Consider the following 17,615-nt stretch of genomic DNA (forward strand, 5'->3'; position numbering starts at 1 on the left):
ACCGGGTGAGAGTGAGGCGAATATGGAACCCCTGTTCTACGTCATGGCGATCATGGGCTGCGCGGATGGCAACGTCCAGTGCACCGAGGCTCGGATCGTCCCGACCCGCTACCAGTCGATGGCACAATGCCGCGCCGCTCTGCCAGACCAGCTCGCGCGCAACACCGACGTACCCTATCCGATGATCGGTGCGGCCTGCCGCACGGCCGGCGCCCAGATCGCAAAGACGGACTCGAAGCTCCGCACCCTCTGACGCCCGCACCGGGGGTCAGGGGCGATGCCATAACCCTCGATCGCGCGGCACGTCCGGCAACGCGGACCGGCCTCGCGCATCGACCCACGCCTTGGCGATGAAGCGCAACTTGTCCGCCTTCGACGTCGTGACCCGCGCGTCCCACGCCCGTTCGCCGCGACCGGCGACCGTCCGCCCGATCGCCCCATAGATCTCCGCCGCGGCCAGCACCGCCCAGGCGGATCGGAACGGCAAGGCCCGCGTGCCGATCCGCGCGCTGGCCTCGAACTGCGCGGCGCGGTCGGTCAGCCGGCGCGACAGGACCGCCAGCTTCGCCCGATCCGCCATCACCGCATCGGGCGCGATCCCCAGTTCCGCGAGCCACGCGGTCGGCAGGTAGCAGCGCCCCGCCGCGGCATCCTCCTCCAGGTCGCGTGCGATGTTCGCCAGCTGGAATGCCAGCCCCAGGTCGCACGCCCGCGTCAGCACCGCATCGTCGTCGGGCGACACACCCATGATCACCGCCATCATGCAGCCGACGACGCCGGCGACATGATAGCAATAGGTGAGCAGGTCGTCCTCGGTCCGCGGCCGCCAGCCTTGCGCGTCCAGCCGGAACCCCTGGATCAGATCGTGGGCATAGCGTGCCGGCAACCGCGTCTCGGCAGCGACGATCCGCAGCGCGTCGAAGGCGGGGATGCCGATCACCGCGCCCGCCAGGGCGGCATCGGTCAGCGTCGCCATCGCCGCGATCCGGGCGGGCGCATCCTCGACCACCGACATGGTATGGCCATGGTCCTGTCCGTCCGCGATATCGTCGCACGCGCGGCACCAGGCATAGAGCAGCCACGCGCGCTCGCGCGTCCGTGCATCGAACAACAGGCTCGCCGCGGCAAAGCTCTTCGATCCGCGCGCGATCGATTCGTGCGCGGTCGCGACGATCGCGTCGCGGCTGGGCAGCGCGCTAGAGGTCAGACGTCTTCATCCGGACGATCGGCTGCGTCGGCACGTGGCGCGCCATCTTGTCCAGCAGGCCATCGAGCGTGTCGTCGACGATCAGCAGGTCGCGATGCTGCGGCCGCAGGAACCCGACCTCCGCCGACTTTTCCCAAAAGGCGATCAGGTGATCGTAATAGCCCGCGACGTTGAGCAGCCCGACCGGATCGGCGTGATAGCCCAGCTGCGCCCAGCTCAGCGCCTCCCACAGCTCGTCCATCGTGCCGGTGCCGCCGGGGATGGTGATGAACCCGTCGGCAAGATCGGTGAAGGCCGCCTTGCGCGCATGCATGCCCTCGACGACGTGCAATTCGCTCAGGCCGCGGTGCGCGACCTCGGCATCGACCAGCGCCTGCGGGATCACGCCGATGACCTCGCCGCCCGCGGCCAGCGCGCTGTCCGCGATCGCACCCATCAGCCCCAGGCGCCCGCCGCCATAGACGACGCCGATGCCGCGTTCGGCCAATGTCCGCCCGATCGCGCGGGCGGATTCGATATAGACGGGGTCGGCGGGCGTGGCGGAGCCGCAATAGATGGCGAGGCGTTTCATGGCGCAGCCGCTACGCCGATGCGGCGATGCGGGCAAGATCGGCGGGCCGTCATCGCCCCCGCATCCGCCAGCGATCGCGCCACATGGCAAGGTCCGCCGCCGACGCATCGGGCCGCACCGCCGCCTTGCCCTGGCGCAGCCGGGCCCGGTCGCGCTCCGGCGGGTCGACGCGCCGCACCCGCACCGCCGCCGTCCCGGCGGCCCGAATGCCCAGCAGGTCGGCCGCCCCGCGCGACAGATCGACGATGCGGCCTCGCGCGAACGGCCCGCGATCGTTGATCCGCACCAGGATCGTCCGCCCGGTCTCCAGCGACGTCACCTCGACATAGCTCGGCAGGGGCAGGGTGGTATGCGCGCCCGCGATCGCCTTCACCCGGAACCTCTCGCCAAGGGCGGTGCGATGGCCGGATTCGGTGCCGTACCAACCGGCCAACCCGACCTCGTCGTACAAAGGCGCGGCGGCGGGCGTGTAGGTGACGCCGCGGACCGTATAGGGCCGGCCGATCTTGACGGGAAAATCGCTGACCGGCCGATAGCGACCGCCGCAGGCGGACAGCGCAAGCGCGGCGAGGATGGCGGCATATCTAGCGTTCATGCATCCTTCATTCTCCCCTCCCTGGAAGGGAGGGGCCGGGGGTGGGTCGGCCCGCCGCGCTGCGCGACGGCAGCCAGGATGGCCGTCGCGACGCCGTCGGGATTGTCCACCACGTCGAAATTCCAAAAACGGATGACCCGCCAGCCGAGGCTTTCCAGGAATCGGGTCCGTGTCAGGTCGTCCGGATTATCCGCATGCTGACTTCCGTCGAATTCGATCGCCAGCCTCACGCCACGGCACGCTAGATCGATGATGTAGCGCCCGACGGGCAGCTGCCGCGTGAACCTCGGGCGATAGCTTCGTACACGCAGCCAGATCAACCGTTCCGCCTCGGTCGCACCGGTCCGCAGCGCTCGCGCATTGACGGTCATGTAAGGTGCGATGCGCGACATCGCTAAAGGCTGGCCGATCGCGATGCGGAGAGCAACCCACCCCCGGCCCTTCCCTTGGCAGGGAGGGGGGCAGGATCACCGCCCGCCCAGCATCAGCGCCGCCTCACCACTGCACATTTTGGGGAAAGACGTTACGACTGCGGCTCGGCCCTGTTCAACTGGTGAGCTGTGCACGCAATTTGCATAGCACCGCTCAGCACCGTATCCGGCACGACTGGTTCGTAACTCGCGTATGATGGCGCGTAGCTGTCAATGACAGTACCATCGGCACGATAGCTGACCCGGGACATGCTTTTCGCCTGTTCCTCGTCGCATTTGAAATAATAGAGGATCCGCGCCTCGCGCGCCTTTTCGGCAGCGACCTTGCGATAATCGATCTTCACCCAGGCCTTGATGGCTTTGCGGTTTAATATGTCGTCGACCCCCTTTACGCTGTCGAGATCGACGTACCATATCGCGCCAGTGCTTGAAGTTGCGCTGGGCATCCAGTTGGTGGCCTGTACGGATGCCGTTACAGCAATCGTGGCTATTCCAGCACTCATCATTCCAGTTCTACGCATCCGCTGTTCCCCCGGTTTCAGCGCGCTTCTAGCATCAGCGCCGCCGTTGCTTTAGCACTTCCCACCACGCCCGGAATCCCCGCGCCCGGATGCGTGCCCGCGCCGACGAAATACAGGTTGGGGATCGCATCGTCGCGGTTGTGGACGCGGAAATAGGCGCTCTGCGTCAGCACCGGCTCCAGGCTGAACGCACTGCCCAGATGCGCCTTCAGGTCGGTCGCGAAGTCGTTCGGCGCGTAGCTGAACTTCGTCACGATCCGCTCGTGGATGTCGGGGATCAGCCGCCGCCCGACCTCGTCGAGGATGCGCTTTTCCAGGATCGGCCCCACCTCGTCCCAATCCACCGGGAACTTGCCCATGTGCGGCACGGGTGCGAGCGCGTAGAAGGTCGAATGACCCTCCGGCGCCATCGACGGGTCGGTGACGGTCGGATGGTGCAGGTACAGCGAGAAATCCTCGCTCAGCACGCCGTGGTCGTAGATGTCCTCCAGCAGCCCCTTATAGCGCGGGCCGAACAGGATCATGTGGTGCGGGATACCCGGCCACGCGCCCTTGATGCCGAAATGCACGACGAACAGCGATGGCGAATAGCTTTTGCGCTCCAGCCGCGCCCGGGTCCGCTGCGCACTGCGCGACGTCGACAGCAGGTCGCGATAGGTGTGCATGATGTCGCTGTTCGCCGCGACCGCATCCGCCTCGCCCGACCAGCCGCTGGCGCAGCGGATGCCGGTGACGCGGTCGCCCAGCGTCTCGATCGCGGTCACCGGATCGCCCAGTCGCACCGTGCCGCCGATGCGCTGGAACTGCGCGACCATGCCTGCGACCAGCCGGTTGGTGCCGCCCTTGGCGAACCACACGCCGCCGTCGCGCTCCAGCTTGTGGATCAGCGCATAGATCGCGCTGGTCGTCATCGGGTTGCCGCCGACCAGCAAGGTGTGGAAGCTCAGCGCCTCGCGCAGCTTCTCGTTCTGCACGTATTTCGACACGATCGAATAGACCGATCGCCACGCCTGGTATTTCGCCAGCGCCGGTGCCGCCTTGATCATCGATGCGAAGTCGAGGAACGCGACATGCCCCAGCTTCTCATAGCCTTCGCGATACACGCCCTCGGCATATTCCAGGAACTTGTGATAACCGGCGATGTCGGCCGGGTTCAGCTTGCCGATCTCGCGCTGCAACAGCGCTTCATCGTTGGTGTAGTCGAAATTGGTCCCGTCGGGCCAGTTGAGCCGGTAGAAGGGCGTCACCGGTTCCAGTGTCACGTCCTCGGCCATGTCGCGCCCGGTCAGTTCCCACAGTTCCTGCAAACAGGCGGGATCGGTGATGACGGTCGGTCCGGCATCGAAGGTGAAGCCGTCGCGCTCCCAATAATAGGCGCGGCCACCCGGCTTGTCGCGCGATTCGACGATCGTCGTCGCCACGCCTGCCGATTGCAGCCGGATCGCGAGCGCCAGTCCACCGAATCCCGCACCGATGACGATTGCCGACTTCATATCCGTTTCCACCCATTGATTGCCGCAGGCACCGCATCGACAGGCGCTCTTCCGCGCCCGTCAACATACCTAACGCCACGCCGTCGTCCGCAACACGTTGATCGCGCGCCCCACCGGCACCGGTGGCTTGCCCGTCAGAATGCGCGCCTTGTCCTTGAGGCTCGATCGCCCGGCATAGAAGCGGGTGATGAGCATCGGGTCCAGGCGGTAGAAGCGCTCGATGATGCGCCATCGTTCCGCCGGATCGCCGGCGCGGAACATCATCGCGTTGAGCATGCGATAGAATGCCCCGCGTTTCCACGCCGTGCGTGCGTAATCGTGCGTAAACCGGGCCAGCGCCGCACCCGACAGGTCGCCGTGCGCCGCGATCCGCACCGCCAGCCGTACCGCGTCGGGCAGGGAATAGCCGGTCGCCGGCTGGAACAGCCCGGCGCGCATGCCCGCTTTGGCGACGTTGGCGCCGCTCGACCGCCAATAGGCCTCGAAATCGCCACCCAGCGTGATCGGCAGCACGCCGGCCTCGCCGCGCACCACCTCGGCGACCTCCCACCCCCTCGTCCTGGCATAATCCGCGATCCGCGTGCCGATCGCGGTGCCGTCCAGATCGGGGGTGTCGCTGTAATAGGTGTCCTCGACGAACATCCGGTCCGCCGCGAACGGCAGGCAATAGACGAAGCGATAGCCGTCGATCTGCGCGACCGTCGCATCCATGACCCTCGGCCCGCTCGCGCCGTGCGGCTGCGCCAGCGCCAGTTCCTGGCCGACGAACTTCTGCCACCCCAGTTCCAGCACCGACAGGTCGCCCGGTCCGCGGCAGTCGATCACGCCCTTCGCCTCGATCCGGTCGCCATCGGCCAGCACCACCGCGCTCGCCGACGCCGCCAGTACCTTGCGGCCGAGCATCAGCGCGGGTTCCGGCAACCGGGCGCGGACGATCCGGTCCAGCCGCTCGCTGGTCAGCGAATAATAGGTCGCATCGATCTGCCGGGTGAGGTGGGGAAAGGCGACGTCGTATTCGCGCCACGCATGCACCACCAGCGGCGCCACCAGCCAGCGATCGGCATCGCCGACGTCGCTGCCGAAGAACGACCAGACATGGTCGCCGCCGATCGCCGGGGCGGCATCGATGATGCGCACGTCGACGTCCGGCCGCCTGTCGCGCAGCGCCAGCGCGATCAGGCTGCCCGCCAGCCCGCCGCCGACGATGGCCACGTCGCAAGGGATCGTCATACCCATCGCCCCGCGCCTAGCCGAAAGCGGCGTTGGAAAGAACCGGGATTTCTTCGCGCGTCCCGACGCCATAAGCTGGCCTTATGATCGCACCCGCCCTTCGCACCGAACGCCTGGTCCTGCGCGGCCACGCGCCGGACGATCTCGCCGTCCTTGCCGCGATGTGGCAGGCGCCCGCGGTCTATCAGATGATCGGCGGCGCACCGCGCCCGGACGAGGAGGTGTGGATCCGCCTGCTCCGCTCGATCGGCCAGTGGCAGGCGTTCGGCTATGGCAGTTGGGTGGTGGCCGATGACACGGGCGTGGTGGGAGAGATCGGCCTGATCGAGGCGCGCCGCGCGATCGATCCGCCGCTGGCGGTGCCGGAGGTCGGCTGGACCCTCGCCCCCGCCGCGCACGGCCGCGGCTATGCGCATGAGGCGCTTTGCGCGGCGCTCGCCTGGGCGGACGGGCAGGGGATCGTCCACACCACCTGCATCATCGATCCGGGCAACACGCCCTCGCTGAAGCTGGCGGCGAAGGTGGGCTATGTGCCGGTGCGCGACGCGACGTACAAGGACCACCCGATCCACGTCCTAGAACGCAGGCCGTGAGCGCGGGCCTTCGGGTCGGATCGAAATTCAACAGCGAGACGGCATTTGGACCAGCTTGCCTCCCCGGCGGAGGCCGGGGAGGCAGAAGGCTGAATGTCGATCCGCCGCCCTGGCACGGGGGTGCCCGCGCGGCCCGGGCCGGCGCTGCGGGCGGGCGAGCGGGCGGGCGCCGGCAATTAAGTCCCTGCCATCGCGCGCCACAATCCGCTAGACCGGCGTGATGCTGCTCGCCGTCACCCTGTCCGCCCTGGCGATGACGCTGATCGTCGGCGTGCGTTACCTGATCGTCTCGGGCGCGTTCGCGGCGGCGACGCGGCTGCGGCACCCCGGCCTGTATCGCGGGCTCGATGCGCAGATGCGGCGCGAGGTCACCTGGAGCCTCGCCTCCGCCGCGATCTACGGCATCCCGGCCGGCGTCCTCGCCTGGGGGTGGAAGGCGCATGGCTGGACGCGGGTGTACGCCGACGTCCATGCCTATCCGCTCTGGTACCTGCCGGTGTCCGTCGCGCTCTACCTCGTCCTCCACGATACGTGGTTCTACTGGACGCATCGCTGGATGCACCGGCCCGCGGTGTTCAAGGCGGCGCATGCGGTCCACCATGCCAGCCGCCCGCCGACCGCCTGGGCGGCGATGGCGTTCCACCCGATCGAGGCGGTGACCGGTGCTGTGGCAATTCCGCTACTGGTGCTGGCAATTCCGATCCACGTCGGCGCTCTGGGCTTCGTGCTGGCAGTCATGACGGTTATGGGCGTCACCAATCACATGGGTTGGGAAGTTTTCCCGCGGTTCATGTGGCGGGGGGCATTGGGGGGATGGCTGATCACCGCCAGCCACCATCAACGCCATCATGAACAATATGGATGCAATTATGGGCTCTACTTCCGGTTCTGGGATCGTCTGTGCGGCACCGATCGCGGCATCGGTGACTTCGCGCGGTCGCATTCCCGGGCGGCGGCGCGCCATGGCGTGGCGGATGGCCGCCCTGCTGCCCGCGGCGGCGCTGGTCCTGGGCGCGGCGCCGATCGCCCGGCTTGACGTCGGCGTCGATCACATGCGCTCGGCCAAGGGGCTGCTGCGCGTCTGCCTGACCGCCGATCCGGACAATTTCCCCGCCTGCGTCGACGATGCCGATGCGATCACCCGCAACGTGCCGGCCAGCGCGCACGCGATGCGGTTCGAGGGGCTGCCGCTCGGCAATTATGCCGTGGCGGTGATCCACGACGAAAACAGCAATGCCAAGCTCGACACGTTCGCCGGCGTTCCGCGCGAAGGGTTCGGCTTTTCGCGCAATCCGGTGATCCGTTTCGGGCCGCCGCGCTTCGCCGCCGCCCGCTTCACGGTGACGAGTGATGCAAATCAGCAACAGATCACGATGCGTTACATCTTCTGATCCGCCGGCCCGGATAATATCGAACCCATCCGCGTTACGGCTTCGTAACAGGTTTGGAGCCTTCCCTTTGTCCGCCAAGATCCTCATGCCGCTCGCGCTCGCGGCCGCCGCAACCTTCGCCGCACCGGCGCTCGCGCAGGACGTGCAGGGCCTGCCGCCCAGCACCGGTTCGGTGGCGAGCACGGCGGCGGAATTCGACCTCGATCGCGACTCGGTCACCATCGGTGCCGCCGGCGTCTATCTGACCGATTACGAAGGGTCGAACGACTATCGCTGGACGCCGGCACCGGCCGCGATCGGATCGATCAAGGGCTTCAGCTTCACCCTCGCCGGCAACCGCCTCAGCGTCGACCTGATCCCCAATCAGCCCGGCCCGACGTGGGACCTGCAGGCAGGGCCGATCGGCGTCGTCAATTTCAACCGCAACAGCCTGAAGAACATCGACGATCCCCGCGTCCGCGCCCTCGGCAAGGTCGATACCGCGATCGAGCTGGGCGGCTATGTCGGCATCGGCAAGACCGGCGTCATCACCAGCCCCTATGACAAACTGTCGGTGACCGTCAGCTATCGTCACGACGTCGCCAACGCGCACGACAGCGGTATCTGGCAGCCGAGCGTGAACTACATCACGCCGCTCAGCCCCAAGGCGGCGGTCGCGCTGTTCGGTTCGGCCGAACGGGCGGGCCGCGGCTATGCCACGACCTATTTCTCGGTTTCGCCGACGCAGACGGTCGCCAGCGGCCTGCCGACCTACAATGCCCGCGGCGGGTGGAAGAACTACACGCTCGGCGGCCTTGCCACCTATTCGATCACCGGCAACCTGCTGAAGGGGTTCAAGATCGTCGCCGGCGGCACCTATCGCCGCATGCTCAACGATTTCGCCGACAGCCCGCTGGTCAGCATCGCGGGTTCGAAGAACCAGTGGCTCGGCGCCGTCGGGCTCGCCTACACCTTCTGATCCGTCCCCGATCGTTCCCCGGCAACCGGCCGGGGTACGATCGAGCGGCATAGCGGACGAGGACCCGAGGGGGCACGGTCCACCCGAACGCCACCGCAAACCGCGCCGCCCGTCAGCACGCGCTCGCCCGCAAATCCGTCATCCCTGCCTCGCTTGGAGTCGTGCCGTTCCTGCAATTCAAAGGCCACGGAACCCAAGGTGAGCCAGCGGCTCGATCGTCGCCCGGGTCGGTGTCCCCGGCCCGCACCGGATCACCGCCACGGCGCGATCCGACGGCAAAGCGTTCAGCCGAGCAGCTTGCCCGCCGCCACCACCGGCCCGGTCGGCGCGCCCGTCGGCGACCCGCCCGCCGGCTCGATCGAGATCGCCAGCACCGTGTCCGCCGCCATCGCACCGCGCAGCGACGCCGGCACGTTCAGCACCGCGCTGGTTGCATCGGCCACTACGCCCAGCGATCGCGGCGCGTTCGTACCATGGATCGCCCACAATTCCGCCGATCGTCCCGCCGGCACGTCCACCGCGCCCGCGATCCGCACCGTCCCGCTCGTCGCGTCATAGGCGGCGGCGACCGGCGTTCCCTTGCCGGTCGGCGCCATCGCCGCGATCAGCGGGGCCGGGCCCGCCACCGCGACCGGCACGCGCACCGGCACCGGTGCGGGCCGCATCGCCAGCATCGCGGTCACCACCAGCAACAGGCATGCCGCGATGCTCGTCGCGACCGCCAGCATCCGCCAGCGCGACCCATTGTCGTTCGCCGCCACGCCGCCGTGCATCCGGTTCAGCGACGCCTCGATCCGCGTCGCCACCGCGGCGGGTGGTGCCACCGCCGGCCAGTCCGCGAACAGCGCCGCCAGCCAGTCGCGCCATTGCTCCACGTCCGCCGCGAACGCCGGATCGCGCACCAGCCGGCGCAACGCCGCGTCGCGCGCGTCGCCCTCCAGCAGGCCCAGCGCCAGCTCGGCCGCCGTCATGTCGGGGCCGCCCATGTCGGCGCCCTCCATGTCGATATCGTCAGGTGCCGGCATCGAGGCACCCCCGCAACGCGAGCAACCCGCGGCGCACCCAGGATTTCATCGTGCCCAGCGGCACCGCCTGTCGCTCCGCCAATTCGGCATAGGTCAGCCCGCCGAAAAACGCGCTGCGGATCGCCCCGCGCTGGCGCTGCTCGATCGCCTCCAGGCACTGGTGTAACCGCGCGCTGGCTTCCGCGGCGAGCAGCGCATCGTCCTGCCGCAGCGTGCCGTCCGGCACCGAATCCGCCTCGTCGACCGGTGCCGCCCGGTTGCGCCCCTGGCGTCGCCGCCAGTCGATCGCGCGGTTGCGGGCGATCGTCGCCAGCCACGAAATCGGGCTCGCGCGTCCCGGCTGATACGCGCCCGCCCGGTTCCAGATCGTGATATATACGTCGTGCAGCACGTCCTCGGCGCCTTGTCTGTCGACGCAGATACGCAGGCATATCCCGAAAAGCTTCGCCGATGTCATCGTATAGACGGTGCGAAAGGCGTCGCGGTCGTCCTGACCGGTGCGAATCAACGCCTCGACCAATGCCGCCCGGGCAGAATTGAGGCTGGATTCATCGGTTTGCGGCACGATCGAAAGGCTAATCGCAGTTTACCGGCCCGGCAATACGCCGCCGCGATAATCCAGATTATTTACCTGGGTGCAGTTCAACGCCCCCAAAATCTCGCACGGCATTTTTCTTTTCGTTTCCGGCATCCTTTCCTTTTCCGGATCGTAGCTAGCGGGAGGTCGACCGTGGATCGGTCGCGTCAGGGTGGCGTGAGCGCGACGGTCGAACCAAGGTAAGGGAGGTTGCTGACCATGACCCAGACGGATCAGATTATCGAGGCGTTCGACGCCCGCGCGAGGCGGCGTGAAGAACGTCGCGGATTCTTCACGAACGTGATGGGCATGGCGGCGGTCGCCACCGCCGGTGCCGCGGCGATGTCGCTGGCGAGCGAGGCGGAAGCGCAGACGACCGGCCCGTCGGAGGTCGACGTCCTCAACTTTGCGCTCAACCTCGAATATCTCGAAGCGCAATTCTACAGCTATGCCTCGACCGGCCAGGGCCTGCCCAACAACCTGCTCACCGGCGGCGTCGGCACGCAGGGCGCCGTCCAGACCGGCACGGGTGCCGGTTCGGCGCGTCAGGTCAACTTCACCGATCCCGCGATTGCCGCCTACGCGCGGGAGATCACGCAGGACGAGATCGCCCACGTCACCTTCCTGCGCGCCGCGATCCGCGGCACCGGGACCAGCGACGCGCTGATCGCCGCCCAGCCCGCGATCAACATCTCGGGCGCCGCCGGTGGCGCCTTCGCCGCCGCCGCCGCCAGCACGACGCCGTCACTGGCCGGCTTCGATCCCTATGCCGACGACAACAGCTTCCTGCAGGCGGCCTTCATCTTCGAGGATGTCGGCGTCACGGCCTATAAGGGTGCAGCGGGCGCGCTCATCAACAACAAGACCTATCTCGAGGCGGCGGCCGGCATCCTGGCGGTCGAGGCCTATCACGCCGCGATCGTCCGCACCGCGCTCTATGCCCGCGGCCTGACCGTGCCGGCGCTGCGCACCAATACCGAAACCATCTCGAACCTGCGCGACTCGGTCGATGGCAGCACCGATCTCGATCAGGGCGTCGCGCCGCTGACGGTGTCCGGCCAGACGGTTTCGAACATCGTGCCGCTCGACAGCAACGGCCTCGCCTTCAGCCGCACGCCGGCCCAGGTGCTGAACATCGTCTACCTCAATCCCCGGTCGGTGACCGCGGGCGGGTTCTTCCCCAACGGCATCAACAACGGCAACACCGCGATCCGCTCCAGCGGCGCGAACTGAGGGGAGCGATCACCATGACTCACGAAACATCGATCCTTGAGATCATCGAAAAGACGACGGCCCGTCGCCATGCGCGTCGCGCCTTCATGAAGACTGCGGTCGGCGGTGTCGCCGCCGTCGGCGGTCTGTCGCTGCTCGCCGCCTGCGGTGACGACAATGCGATGTCGGTGCCGTTCCCGACGCCGACGCCTACGCCGGCGGTCAGCACCGACGTCGCGGTGCTCAACTTCGCGCTCAACCTCGAATATCTCGAGGCGCAATTCTACAGCTATGCCGCGTTCGGCACCGGCCTGCCGGCCGCATCGCTGACCGGCACCGGGACGCAGGGCGCGGTGGTGACCGGATCGGGTGCGGGCTTCCCGCGCGCGGTCGATTTCAGCGGCGATCCGCTGATCGGGCAATATGCGCGCGAAATCGCCTATGACGAAATCGCCCACGTCAACTTCCTCCGCTCCGCGCTCGGCTCGGCGGCGGTGGCGCAGCCGGCGATCAACATCTCCGGCACCGCGGACGGCGCCTTCTCGGCGGCGGCACGGGCGGCGGGCGTGATCTCCGGCGCGTCGGCGACGTTCGATCCGTATCTCAACCCGACCAACTTCCTGCTCGGCGCCTATATCTTCGAAGACGTCGGCGTCACCGCCTACAAGGGTGCATCGCCGGTCATCTCGTCGATGTATCTGGAAGCGGCGGCGGGCATCCTGGCGGCAGAGGCCTATCATGCGGGTCTGGTCCGCACGATCCTCTACTCGCGCGGCATCACCAATCGCGATCTCATCACCCAGGCGCAGCAGATCTCGAACCTGCGCGATGCCGCCGATGGCACCGCGACGGGTACGCTGGCGGGCGGCACCACGCCGACTGCGGGCAGCGCCTCGCCGGACGGCAGCACCGCCAGCACGGGCGACGACGATCAGGGCATCGGCGGCACCAACATCGGCGTGCTGACCACCGGCGTGTCGAATATCGTGCCCACCGACGTCAACGGCCTGGCCTACAGCCGGTCGACGCAACAGGTGCACAACATCGTGTATCTCAACGCGACGGGTGCCAACCGGACCAGCGGCGGCTTCTTCCCCGCCGGCACCAACAACCCGAACCCGGCCTTCACCGTCGGTCTCGGCTGATCCTTCCCGCCCTTCGGCGCGTCACCCTCCTGGCGCGCCGACGATCGATCCTCCCTCGATGCCCTCACCGGCGCCGGGGGAGGATTTTTCGTTGGCGGTTCCCCCGCTTGCATCGTCCGGTCGGCGGATTTCCGGTACAGCCGGGGTTGACGCATGCGGCCGGATGCGGAACGGCAGGGCCATCCTGGGCGGCCCGCCAGCCGCCCGCGCGATGGGGAGAACCCGAGTAATGACCGCCCGTACCGATATCGACAGCGCCACCCTGACCGCAGCGCTCGACGCGCGCGTCGCGCGCCGCGAACACCGCCGCGAATTCTTCAAGACCGCGATCGGCGCGATGGCGGTCACCGCCGCCGGCGCCTCGACGCTGACGCTGGCCGACCGGGCAGGGGCGCAGACGGCGACGCCCACCCCCACCGCGACGCCCACCCCCACCTATACCGATCCAGACATCCTCAACTTCGCGCTCAACCTCGAATATCTCGAGGCGCAATATTACGCCTACGCCACCACCGGCGCCGGGTTGCCCGCCAATCTGCTGACCGGCACCGGCACGCCGGGCGCGGTGCGCGGCGGTCAGCAGGTGCCGTTCAGCGACCCGGTGATCGCGCGCTACGCCCGCGAAATCGCCGCCGACGAACTCGCCCACGTCGCCTATCTGCGCAACGCGCTCGGCAGCACCGTCGCGGTGGCGCAGCCGGTCATCGATATCTCGGTCGGCCCGAACAGTGCGTTTTCCGCCGCCGCGGTCGCCGCCAAGCTCATCAGCGCCGGCCAGACCTTCAATCCCTATCTCAACGACGAAACGTTCCTGCTCGGCGCGTTCATCTTCGAGGATGTCGGGGTCACCGCCTACAAGGGCGCGGCACCGTTGCTCACCAAGACCTATCTCGAGGCGGCGGCCGGCATCCTGGCGGTCGAGGCGTATCACGCCGCGACGATCCGCACCGAATTGTACCGCAAGGGCATCGTCACCGGATCGTCGCTGATCGCGCAGGTCCAGGGCATTTCCGATGCCCGCGACAGCCTGGACGGCGGTACCGAGATCGACCAGGGCATCACGCCGGGCACCAGCGTCGCGCCGGGCCAGGTGTCGCCGACCCCGACGCCCACCGCGACGGCGACCGCGACGCCCACGCCGACGCCCACCCCCACCCCGACCGCGACGCCCACCGCGACGCCGACGCCGGCACCGACGTTCCCGGTGTCGAACATCATGCCGACCGACGCGTTCGGCATCGCCTACAGCCGCAGCCCCAACCAGGTGCTCAACATCGTCTACCTGAACGCCGCGGCGACCAGCGCGGGCGGGTTCTTCCCGTCCGGCCTCAACGGCACGATCAAGGCGGCCACCGTCTCCTGATCCGTTCCTGATCCGCCCGCGACCTTCAAAGCATCCAGGGGATTGATCCCGATGACCGAACTTCCGACCAATTCCGGCCAGACCGACACCGTGCTCGACGCCATCGCCGCCCGCCGTGCCGAACGCCGCAACTTCCTGCGCTATGCCGGCGGTGCCGCCGCCTCGGCCGGCGGCTTGGCGCTGCTCGCCGCCTGCGGCAACGACGGCGACAACCCGACGCCGACGCCGTCGCCCACCGCGTCGGCGACCCCGATCGCCGCCGATGCCGACATCCTCAATTTCGCGCTCAACCTCGAATATCTCGAAGCGCAATTCTATTGCTGGGCGGCGTTCGGCACGGCGTTGCCGGCCGGCCTGACGACCGGCGTCGGCACCGTCGGCACGGTGACGGGCGGCGCGGCGGTGCCGTTCGCCGATCCGATCGTCGCGCAATACGCGCGCGAAATCGCGCTCGACGAGGTGCAGCACGTCACCTTCCTCAAGGCGACGCTTGGCGGCTCGGCGGTCGCCATGCCCGCGATCAATATCGCCGGCGATGCCACCGGTGCCTTCACCGCCGCCGCGCGTGCCGCCGGCGTCGTCGGCGCCAGCGGCGTGTTCAATCCCTATGCCGACGACGTCAGCTTCCTGCTCGGCGCCTATCTGTTCGAGGATGTCGGCGTCTCCGCCTACAAGGGCGCCTCGCCGCTGATCGGCAACAAGACCTTTATCGAGGCGGCGGCCGGCATCCTCGCCACCGAAAGCTATCACGCCGGCCTCATCCGCTCGGTGCTGTACCGCAAGGGCATCGACGCCGCGTCGATCTTCACCAATGCCCGCCTGATCTCCGATGCGCGCGACAGCCTCGATGGCACCAGCGACATCGACCAGGGCATCGGTGATGCGACCACCGCCAACATCGTGCCGACCGACACCAACGGCCTCGCCTACAGCCGGTCGTCCGGACAGGTGCTCAACATCGTCTACCTCAACAAGGCCGCGGTCGCATCGGGCGGGTTCTTCCCGTCGGGCATCAACGGCAACATCCGGACGTCCGCCGCCAGCGGTTGATCCGCACAGGGCCGCTCCGCCGGGACCTATCTACGCAAGGGCCGCTCCGCACGGGGGCGGCCCTTTTTCGTTGGCGCAGGCCGGCCAAGCGCGTACAACGCCGTGCATCCCCGGGGGAGCGCCGTTACCGCGCTTGAGAGGAGGGCAGGGCGCCCATGGAAGCATGACTTTCATGGCACCCGCAGGAGCCCTCGACCCGCTGAACCTGATCCGGTTGACACCGGCGGAGGGAGGGAGCGGCTTTCCACCCGAGAACCGCCCGCTCTCCGTATCTTGGAGAGCATGACCATGGCCGACGTACCCGCCCGCACAGAGATTGGCGTCACCACCGGACCGATCCGGGGCTCAAAGAAGGTCCATGTCGGCCCGCTCGGCGTCGCAATGCGCGAAATCCACCTCGATCCGTCGTCGGGCGAACCGCCGCTGCGCGTCTACGACCCCTCCGGTCCCTATACCGATGCCAATGCCCGCATCGACATCATGGCCGGCCTGCCGCAGCTGCGCCGCCCGTGGATCGACGCGCGCGGCGACGTCGAGGCCTATGACGGCCGCGAACTCCGGCCCGAGGACAATGGCCAGCTTGGCCCCGACCGCTCCGGCGGGGTGCCGCAATTCCCCAACCCGGTCCGCCGCCCCTTGCGCGCCAAGGCCGGCATGAACCTCAGCCAGATGCATTATGCCCGCCGCGGCATCATCACGCCCGAGATGGAATATGTCGCGACCCGCGAAAACCTCGGCCGCGAGATGCTGCGCGACTACAAGCGCGACGGCGAAAGCTTCGGCGCGAGCATCCCCGACTACGTCACCCCCGAATTCGTCCGCGACGAGGTCGCCCGCGGCCGCGCGATCATTCCCAACAACGTCAACCACCCCGAATCCGAACCGATGGCGATCGGCCGCAACTTCCTGGTCAAGATCAACGCCAACATCGGCAACAGCGCCGTCGCCAGCAACGTCGCGGCAGAGGTCGACAAGCTCGTCTGGTCGATCCGCTGGGGCGCCGACACGGTCATGGACCTGTCGACCGGCCGCAACATCCACGACACCCGCGAATGGATCATCCGCAATTCGCCCGTCCCGATCGGCACCGTCCCCATCTACCAGGCGCTCGAAAAGGTCGGCGGCATCGCCGAGGACCTGACGTGGGAGGTGTTCCGCGACACGCTGATCGAACAGGCCGAACAGGGCGTCGACTATTTCACCATCCACGCCGGCGTCCGCCTGCCCTACATCCCGATGACGGCGAAGCGCGTCACCGGCATCGTGTCGCGCGGCGGCAGCATCATGGCGAAATGGTGCCTCGCGCATCACAAGGAATCGTTCCTCTACGAACGCTTCGACGAGATCACCGAGATCATGAAGGCGTACGACATCGCCTACAGCCTCGGCGACGGCCTGCGCCCCGGCAGCATCGCCGACGCCAATGACGAGGCGCAGTTCAGCGAACTCTACACGCTCGGCGAACTCACCCACCGCGCCTGGGCACAGGACGTGCAGGTGATGATCGAGGGCCCCGGCCACGTGCCGATGCACAAGATCAAGCAGAACATGGAAAAGCAGCTCGAGGTCTGCGGCGAGGCGCCCTTCTACACGCTCGGGCCGCTCACTACCGACATCGCGCCCGGCTACGACCACATCACCAGCGGCATCGGCGCCGCGATGATCGGCTGGTACGGCACCGCGATGCTCTGCTACGTCACCCCCAAGGAGCATCTCGGCCTCCCCGACCGCGACGACGTCAAGGTCGGCGTCGTCACCTACAAGCTCGCCGCCCACGCCGCCGATCTCGCCAAGGGCCACCCCGCCGCGCAGATGCGCGACGACGCGCTCAGCCGCGCCCGCTTCGACTTCCGCTGGCGCGACCAGTTCAACCTGTCGCTCGATCCCGAGACGGCCGAGGACTATCACGACCAGACGTTGCCGGCAGAAGGCGCCAAGACCGCCCACTTCTGCTCGATGTGCGGCCCCAAATTCTGCTCGATGAAGATCACCGCCGAAGTGCGAGAGTTCGCGGCGAAGCAGAACCAGTCGGCGGACACCTTCATCGCCGCCGACGCAGGCGATGCGGAACGCGCGCTGTTCGCCAGCGGCAAGGGTTCGGTAGCGGATGCGGAGGCCGGCATGGCGGAGATGAGCGAGCGCTTCAAGGCAAAGGGAAGCGAGGTTTACCTGCCGGCGGCGGAGTGAATGTCCGCCATCCCAGCCGAGATGGCACCGTTTCGGTGCGGTCTCAGCTAGTCGCTAGGCGCGCGA

Annotated in this window: 19 protein-coding genes; 10 read left to right on the plus strand and 9 right to left on the minus strand. The window is 67.9% G+C overall.

Features of this window, described 5'->3' with window-relative positions; genetic code table 11:
• Positions 1-22: 22 nt before the first annotated feature.
• The gene (locus GTH33_RS04920; protein WP_163957345.1) at positions 23-253 is read left to right on the plus strand and encodes a hypothetical protein; all 231 of its coding nucleotides are present in this window, start codon (positions 23-25) and stop codon (positions 251-253) included.
• Between the two features lie 15 nt (positions 254-268).
• Here the strand turns inward: GTH33_RS04920 and GTH33_RS04925 are convergent, their stop codons facing one another.
• The 7 genes from GTH33_RS04925 to crtY all read right to left on the minus strand — a co-directional run bounded on the left by GTH33_RS04925 (position 269) and on the right by crtY (position 6,054).
• Positions 269-1,207, minus strand: coding sequence for a phytoene/squalene synthase family protein (locus GTH33_RS04925; RefSeq protein WP_163959601.1), 939 nt, complete (start codon positions 1,205-1,207; stop codon positions 269-271).
• The gene (locus tag GTH33_RS04930; protein ID WP_163957346.1) at positions 1,197-1,778 is read right to left on the minus strand and encodes an LOG family protein; all 582 of its coding nucleotides are present in this window, start codon (positions 1,776-1,778) and stop codon (positions 1,197-1,199) included. Before GTH33_RS04930 ends, GTH33_RS04925 begins: the two co-directional genes overlap by 11 nt.
• Before the next feature lie 49 nt (positions 1,779-1,827).
• The gene (locus tag GTH33_RS04935) at positions 1,828-2,373 is read right to left on the minus strand and encodes a septal ring lytic transglycosylase RlpA family protein (protein ID WP_163957347.1); all 546 of its coding nucleotides are present in this window, start codon (positions 2,371-2,373) and stop codon (positions 1,828-1,830) included.
• Complete coding sequence (locus tag GTH33_RS04940) at positions 2,370-2,765, minus strand: endonuclease domain-containing protein (RefSeq protein ID WP_163957348.1); 396 nt, start codon at positions 2,763-2,765, stop codon at positions 2,370-2,372. The genes GTH33_RS04935 and GTH33_RS04940 overlap by 4 nt, the downstream gene beginning before the upstream one ends.
• Before the next feature lie 131 nt (positions 2,766-2,896).
• Positions 2,897-3,310 (minus strand): surface-adhesin E family protein, encoded by a 414-nt coding sequence (locus tag GTH33_RS04945; RefSeq protein ID WP_163957349.1) that lies wholly within the window; start codon positions 3,308-3,310, stop codon positions 2,897-2,899.
• A gap of 32 nt (positions 3,311-3,342) precedes the next feature.
• Complete coding sequence (locus tag GTH33_RS04950; protein WP_163957350.1) at positions 3,343-4,818, minus strand: phytoene desaturase; 1,476 nt, start codon at positions 4,816-4,818, stop codon at positions 3,343-3,345.
• 69 nt (positions 4,819-4,887) lie between these two features.
• Entirely contained in the window at positions 4,888-6,054 is a 1,167-nt protein-coding gene (crtY, locus tag GTH33_RS04955) for a lycopene beta-cyclase CrtY (RefSeq protein WP_163957351.1), read from the minus strand.
• Positions 6,055-6,131: 77 nt separating this feature from the next.
• Here crtY and GTH33_RS04960 point away from each other — a divergent pair, with 77 nt between their 5' ends.
• From GTH33_RS04960 to GTH33_RS04975, 4 genes are all read left to right on the plus strand, one after another.
• Complete coding sequence (locus GTH33_RS04960) at positions 6,132-6,641, plus strand: GNAT family N-acetyltransferase (protein ID WP_163957352.1); 510 nt, start codon at positions 6,132-6,134, stop codon at positions 6,639-6,641.
• A 220-nt stretch (positions 6,642-6,861) separates the two neighbouring features.
• Positions 6,862-7,677, plus strand: coding sequence for a sterol desaturase family protein (locus tag GTH33_RS04965; RefSeq protein WP_163957353.1), 816 nt, complete (start codon positions 6,862-6,864; stop codon positions 7,675-7,677).
• Complete coding sequence (locus GTH33_RS04970; RefSeq protein ID WP_163957354.1) at positions 7,616-8,032, plus strand: DUF2141 domain-containing protein; 417 nt, start codon at positions 7,616-7,618, stop codon at positions 8,030-8,032. Before GTH33_RS04965 ends, GTH33_RS04970 begins: the two co-directional genes overlap by 62 nt.
• 85 nt (positions 8,033-8,117) lie before the next feature.
• Positions 8,118-8,990 (plus strand): MipA/OmpV family protein, encoded by an 873-nt coding sequence (locus tag GTH33_RS04975; RefSeq protein ID WP_163959602.1) that lies wholly within the window; start codon positions 8,118-8,120, stop codon positions 8,988-8,990.
• A 284-nt stretch (positions 8,991-9,274) separates the two neighbouring features.
• Here the strand turns inward: GTH33_RS04975 and GTH33_RS04980 are convergent, their stop codons facing one another.
• Together GTH33_RS04980 and GTH33_RS04985 are read right to left on the minus strand one after the other, a co-directional pair.
• Positions 9,275-10,015, minus strand: a complete 741-nt coding sequence (locus GTH33_RS04980; RefSeq protein WP_166753168.1) for an anti-sigma factor — start codon at positions 10,013-10,015, stop codon at positions 9,275-9,277.
• Entirely contained in the window at positions 10,002-10,580 is a 579-nt protein-coding gene (locus GTH33_RS04985; RefSeq protein WP_249055002.1) for a sigma-70 family RNA polymerase sigma factor, read from the minus strand. Before GTH33_RS04985 ends, GTH33_RS04980 begins: the two co-directional genes overlap by 14 nt.
• Positions 10,581-10,811: 231 nt before the next feature.
• On the opposite strand from GTH33_RS04985, the gene GTH33_RS04990 reads away from it, so the two are divergent.
• The 5 genes from GTH33_RS04990 (at position 10,812) to thiC (ending at position 17,549) form a co-directional block, all read left to right on the plus strand.
• Positions 10,812-11,825 (plus strand): ferritin-like domain-containing protein, encoded by a 1,014-nt coding sequence (locus GTH33_RS04990; RefSeq protein ID WP_163957355.1) that lies wholly within the window; start codon positions 10,812-10,814, stop codon positions 11,823-11,825.
• Positions 11,826-11,839: 14 nt separating this feature from the next.
• The gene (locus GTH33_RS04995; RefSeq protein ID WP_163957356.1) at positions 11,840-12,949 is read left to right on the plus strand and encodes a ferritin-like domain-containing protein; all 1,110 of its coding nucleotides are present in this window, start codon (positions 11,840-11,842) and stop codon (positions 12,947-12,949) included.
• Between the two features lie 229 nt (positions 12,950-13,178).
• Positions 13,179-14,312, plus strand: a complete 1,134-nt coding sequence (locus GTH33_RS05000) for a ferritin-like domain-containing protein (protein WP_163957357.1) — start codon at positions 13,179-13,181, stop codon at positions 14,310-14,312.
• Between the two features lie 51 nt (positions 14,313-14,363).
• Positions 14,364-15,362 (plus strand): ferritin-like domain-containing protein, encoded by a 999-nt coding sequence (locus tag GTH33_RS05005; RefSeq protein ID WP_163957358.1) that lies wholly within the window; start codon positions 14,364-14,366, stop codon positions 15,360-15,362.
• 288 nt (positions 15,363-15,650) lie between these two features.
• Entirely contained in the window at positions 15,651-17,549 is a 1,899-nt protein-coding gene (thiC, locus tag GTH33_RS05010; protein WP_163959605.1) for a phosphomethylpyrimidine synthase ThiC, read from the plus strand.
• The last annotated feature ends 66 nt before the right edge of the window (positions 17,550-17,615 follow it).

Source organism: Sphingomonas insulae, assembly GCF_010450875.1.
In the GTDB taxonomy this organism is placed as follows: domain Bacteria; phylum Pseudomonadota; class Alphaproteobacteria; order Sphingomonadales; family Sphingomonadaceae; genus Sphingomonas; species Sphingomonas insulae.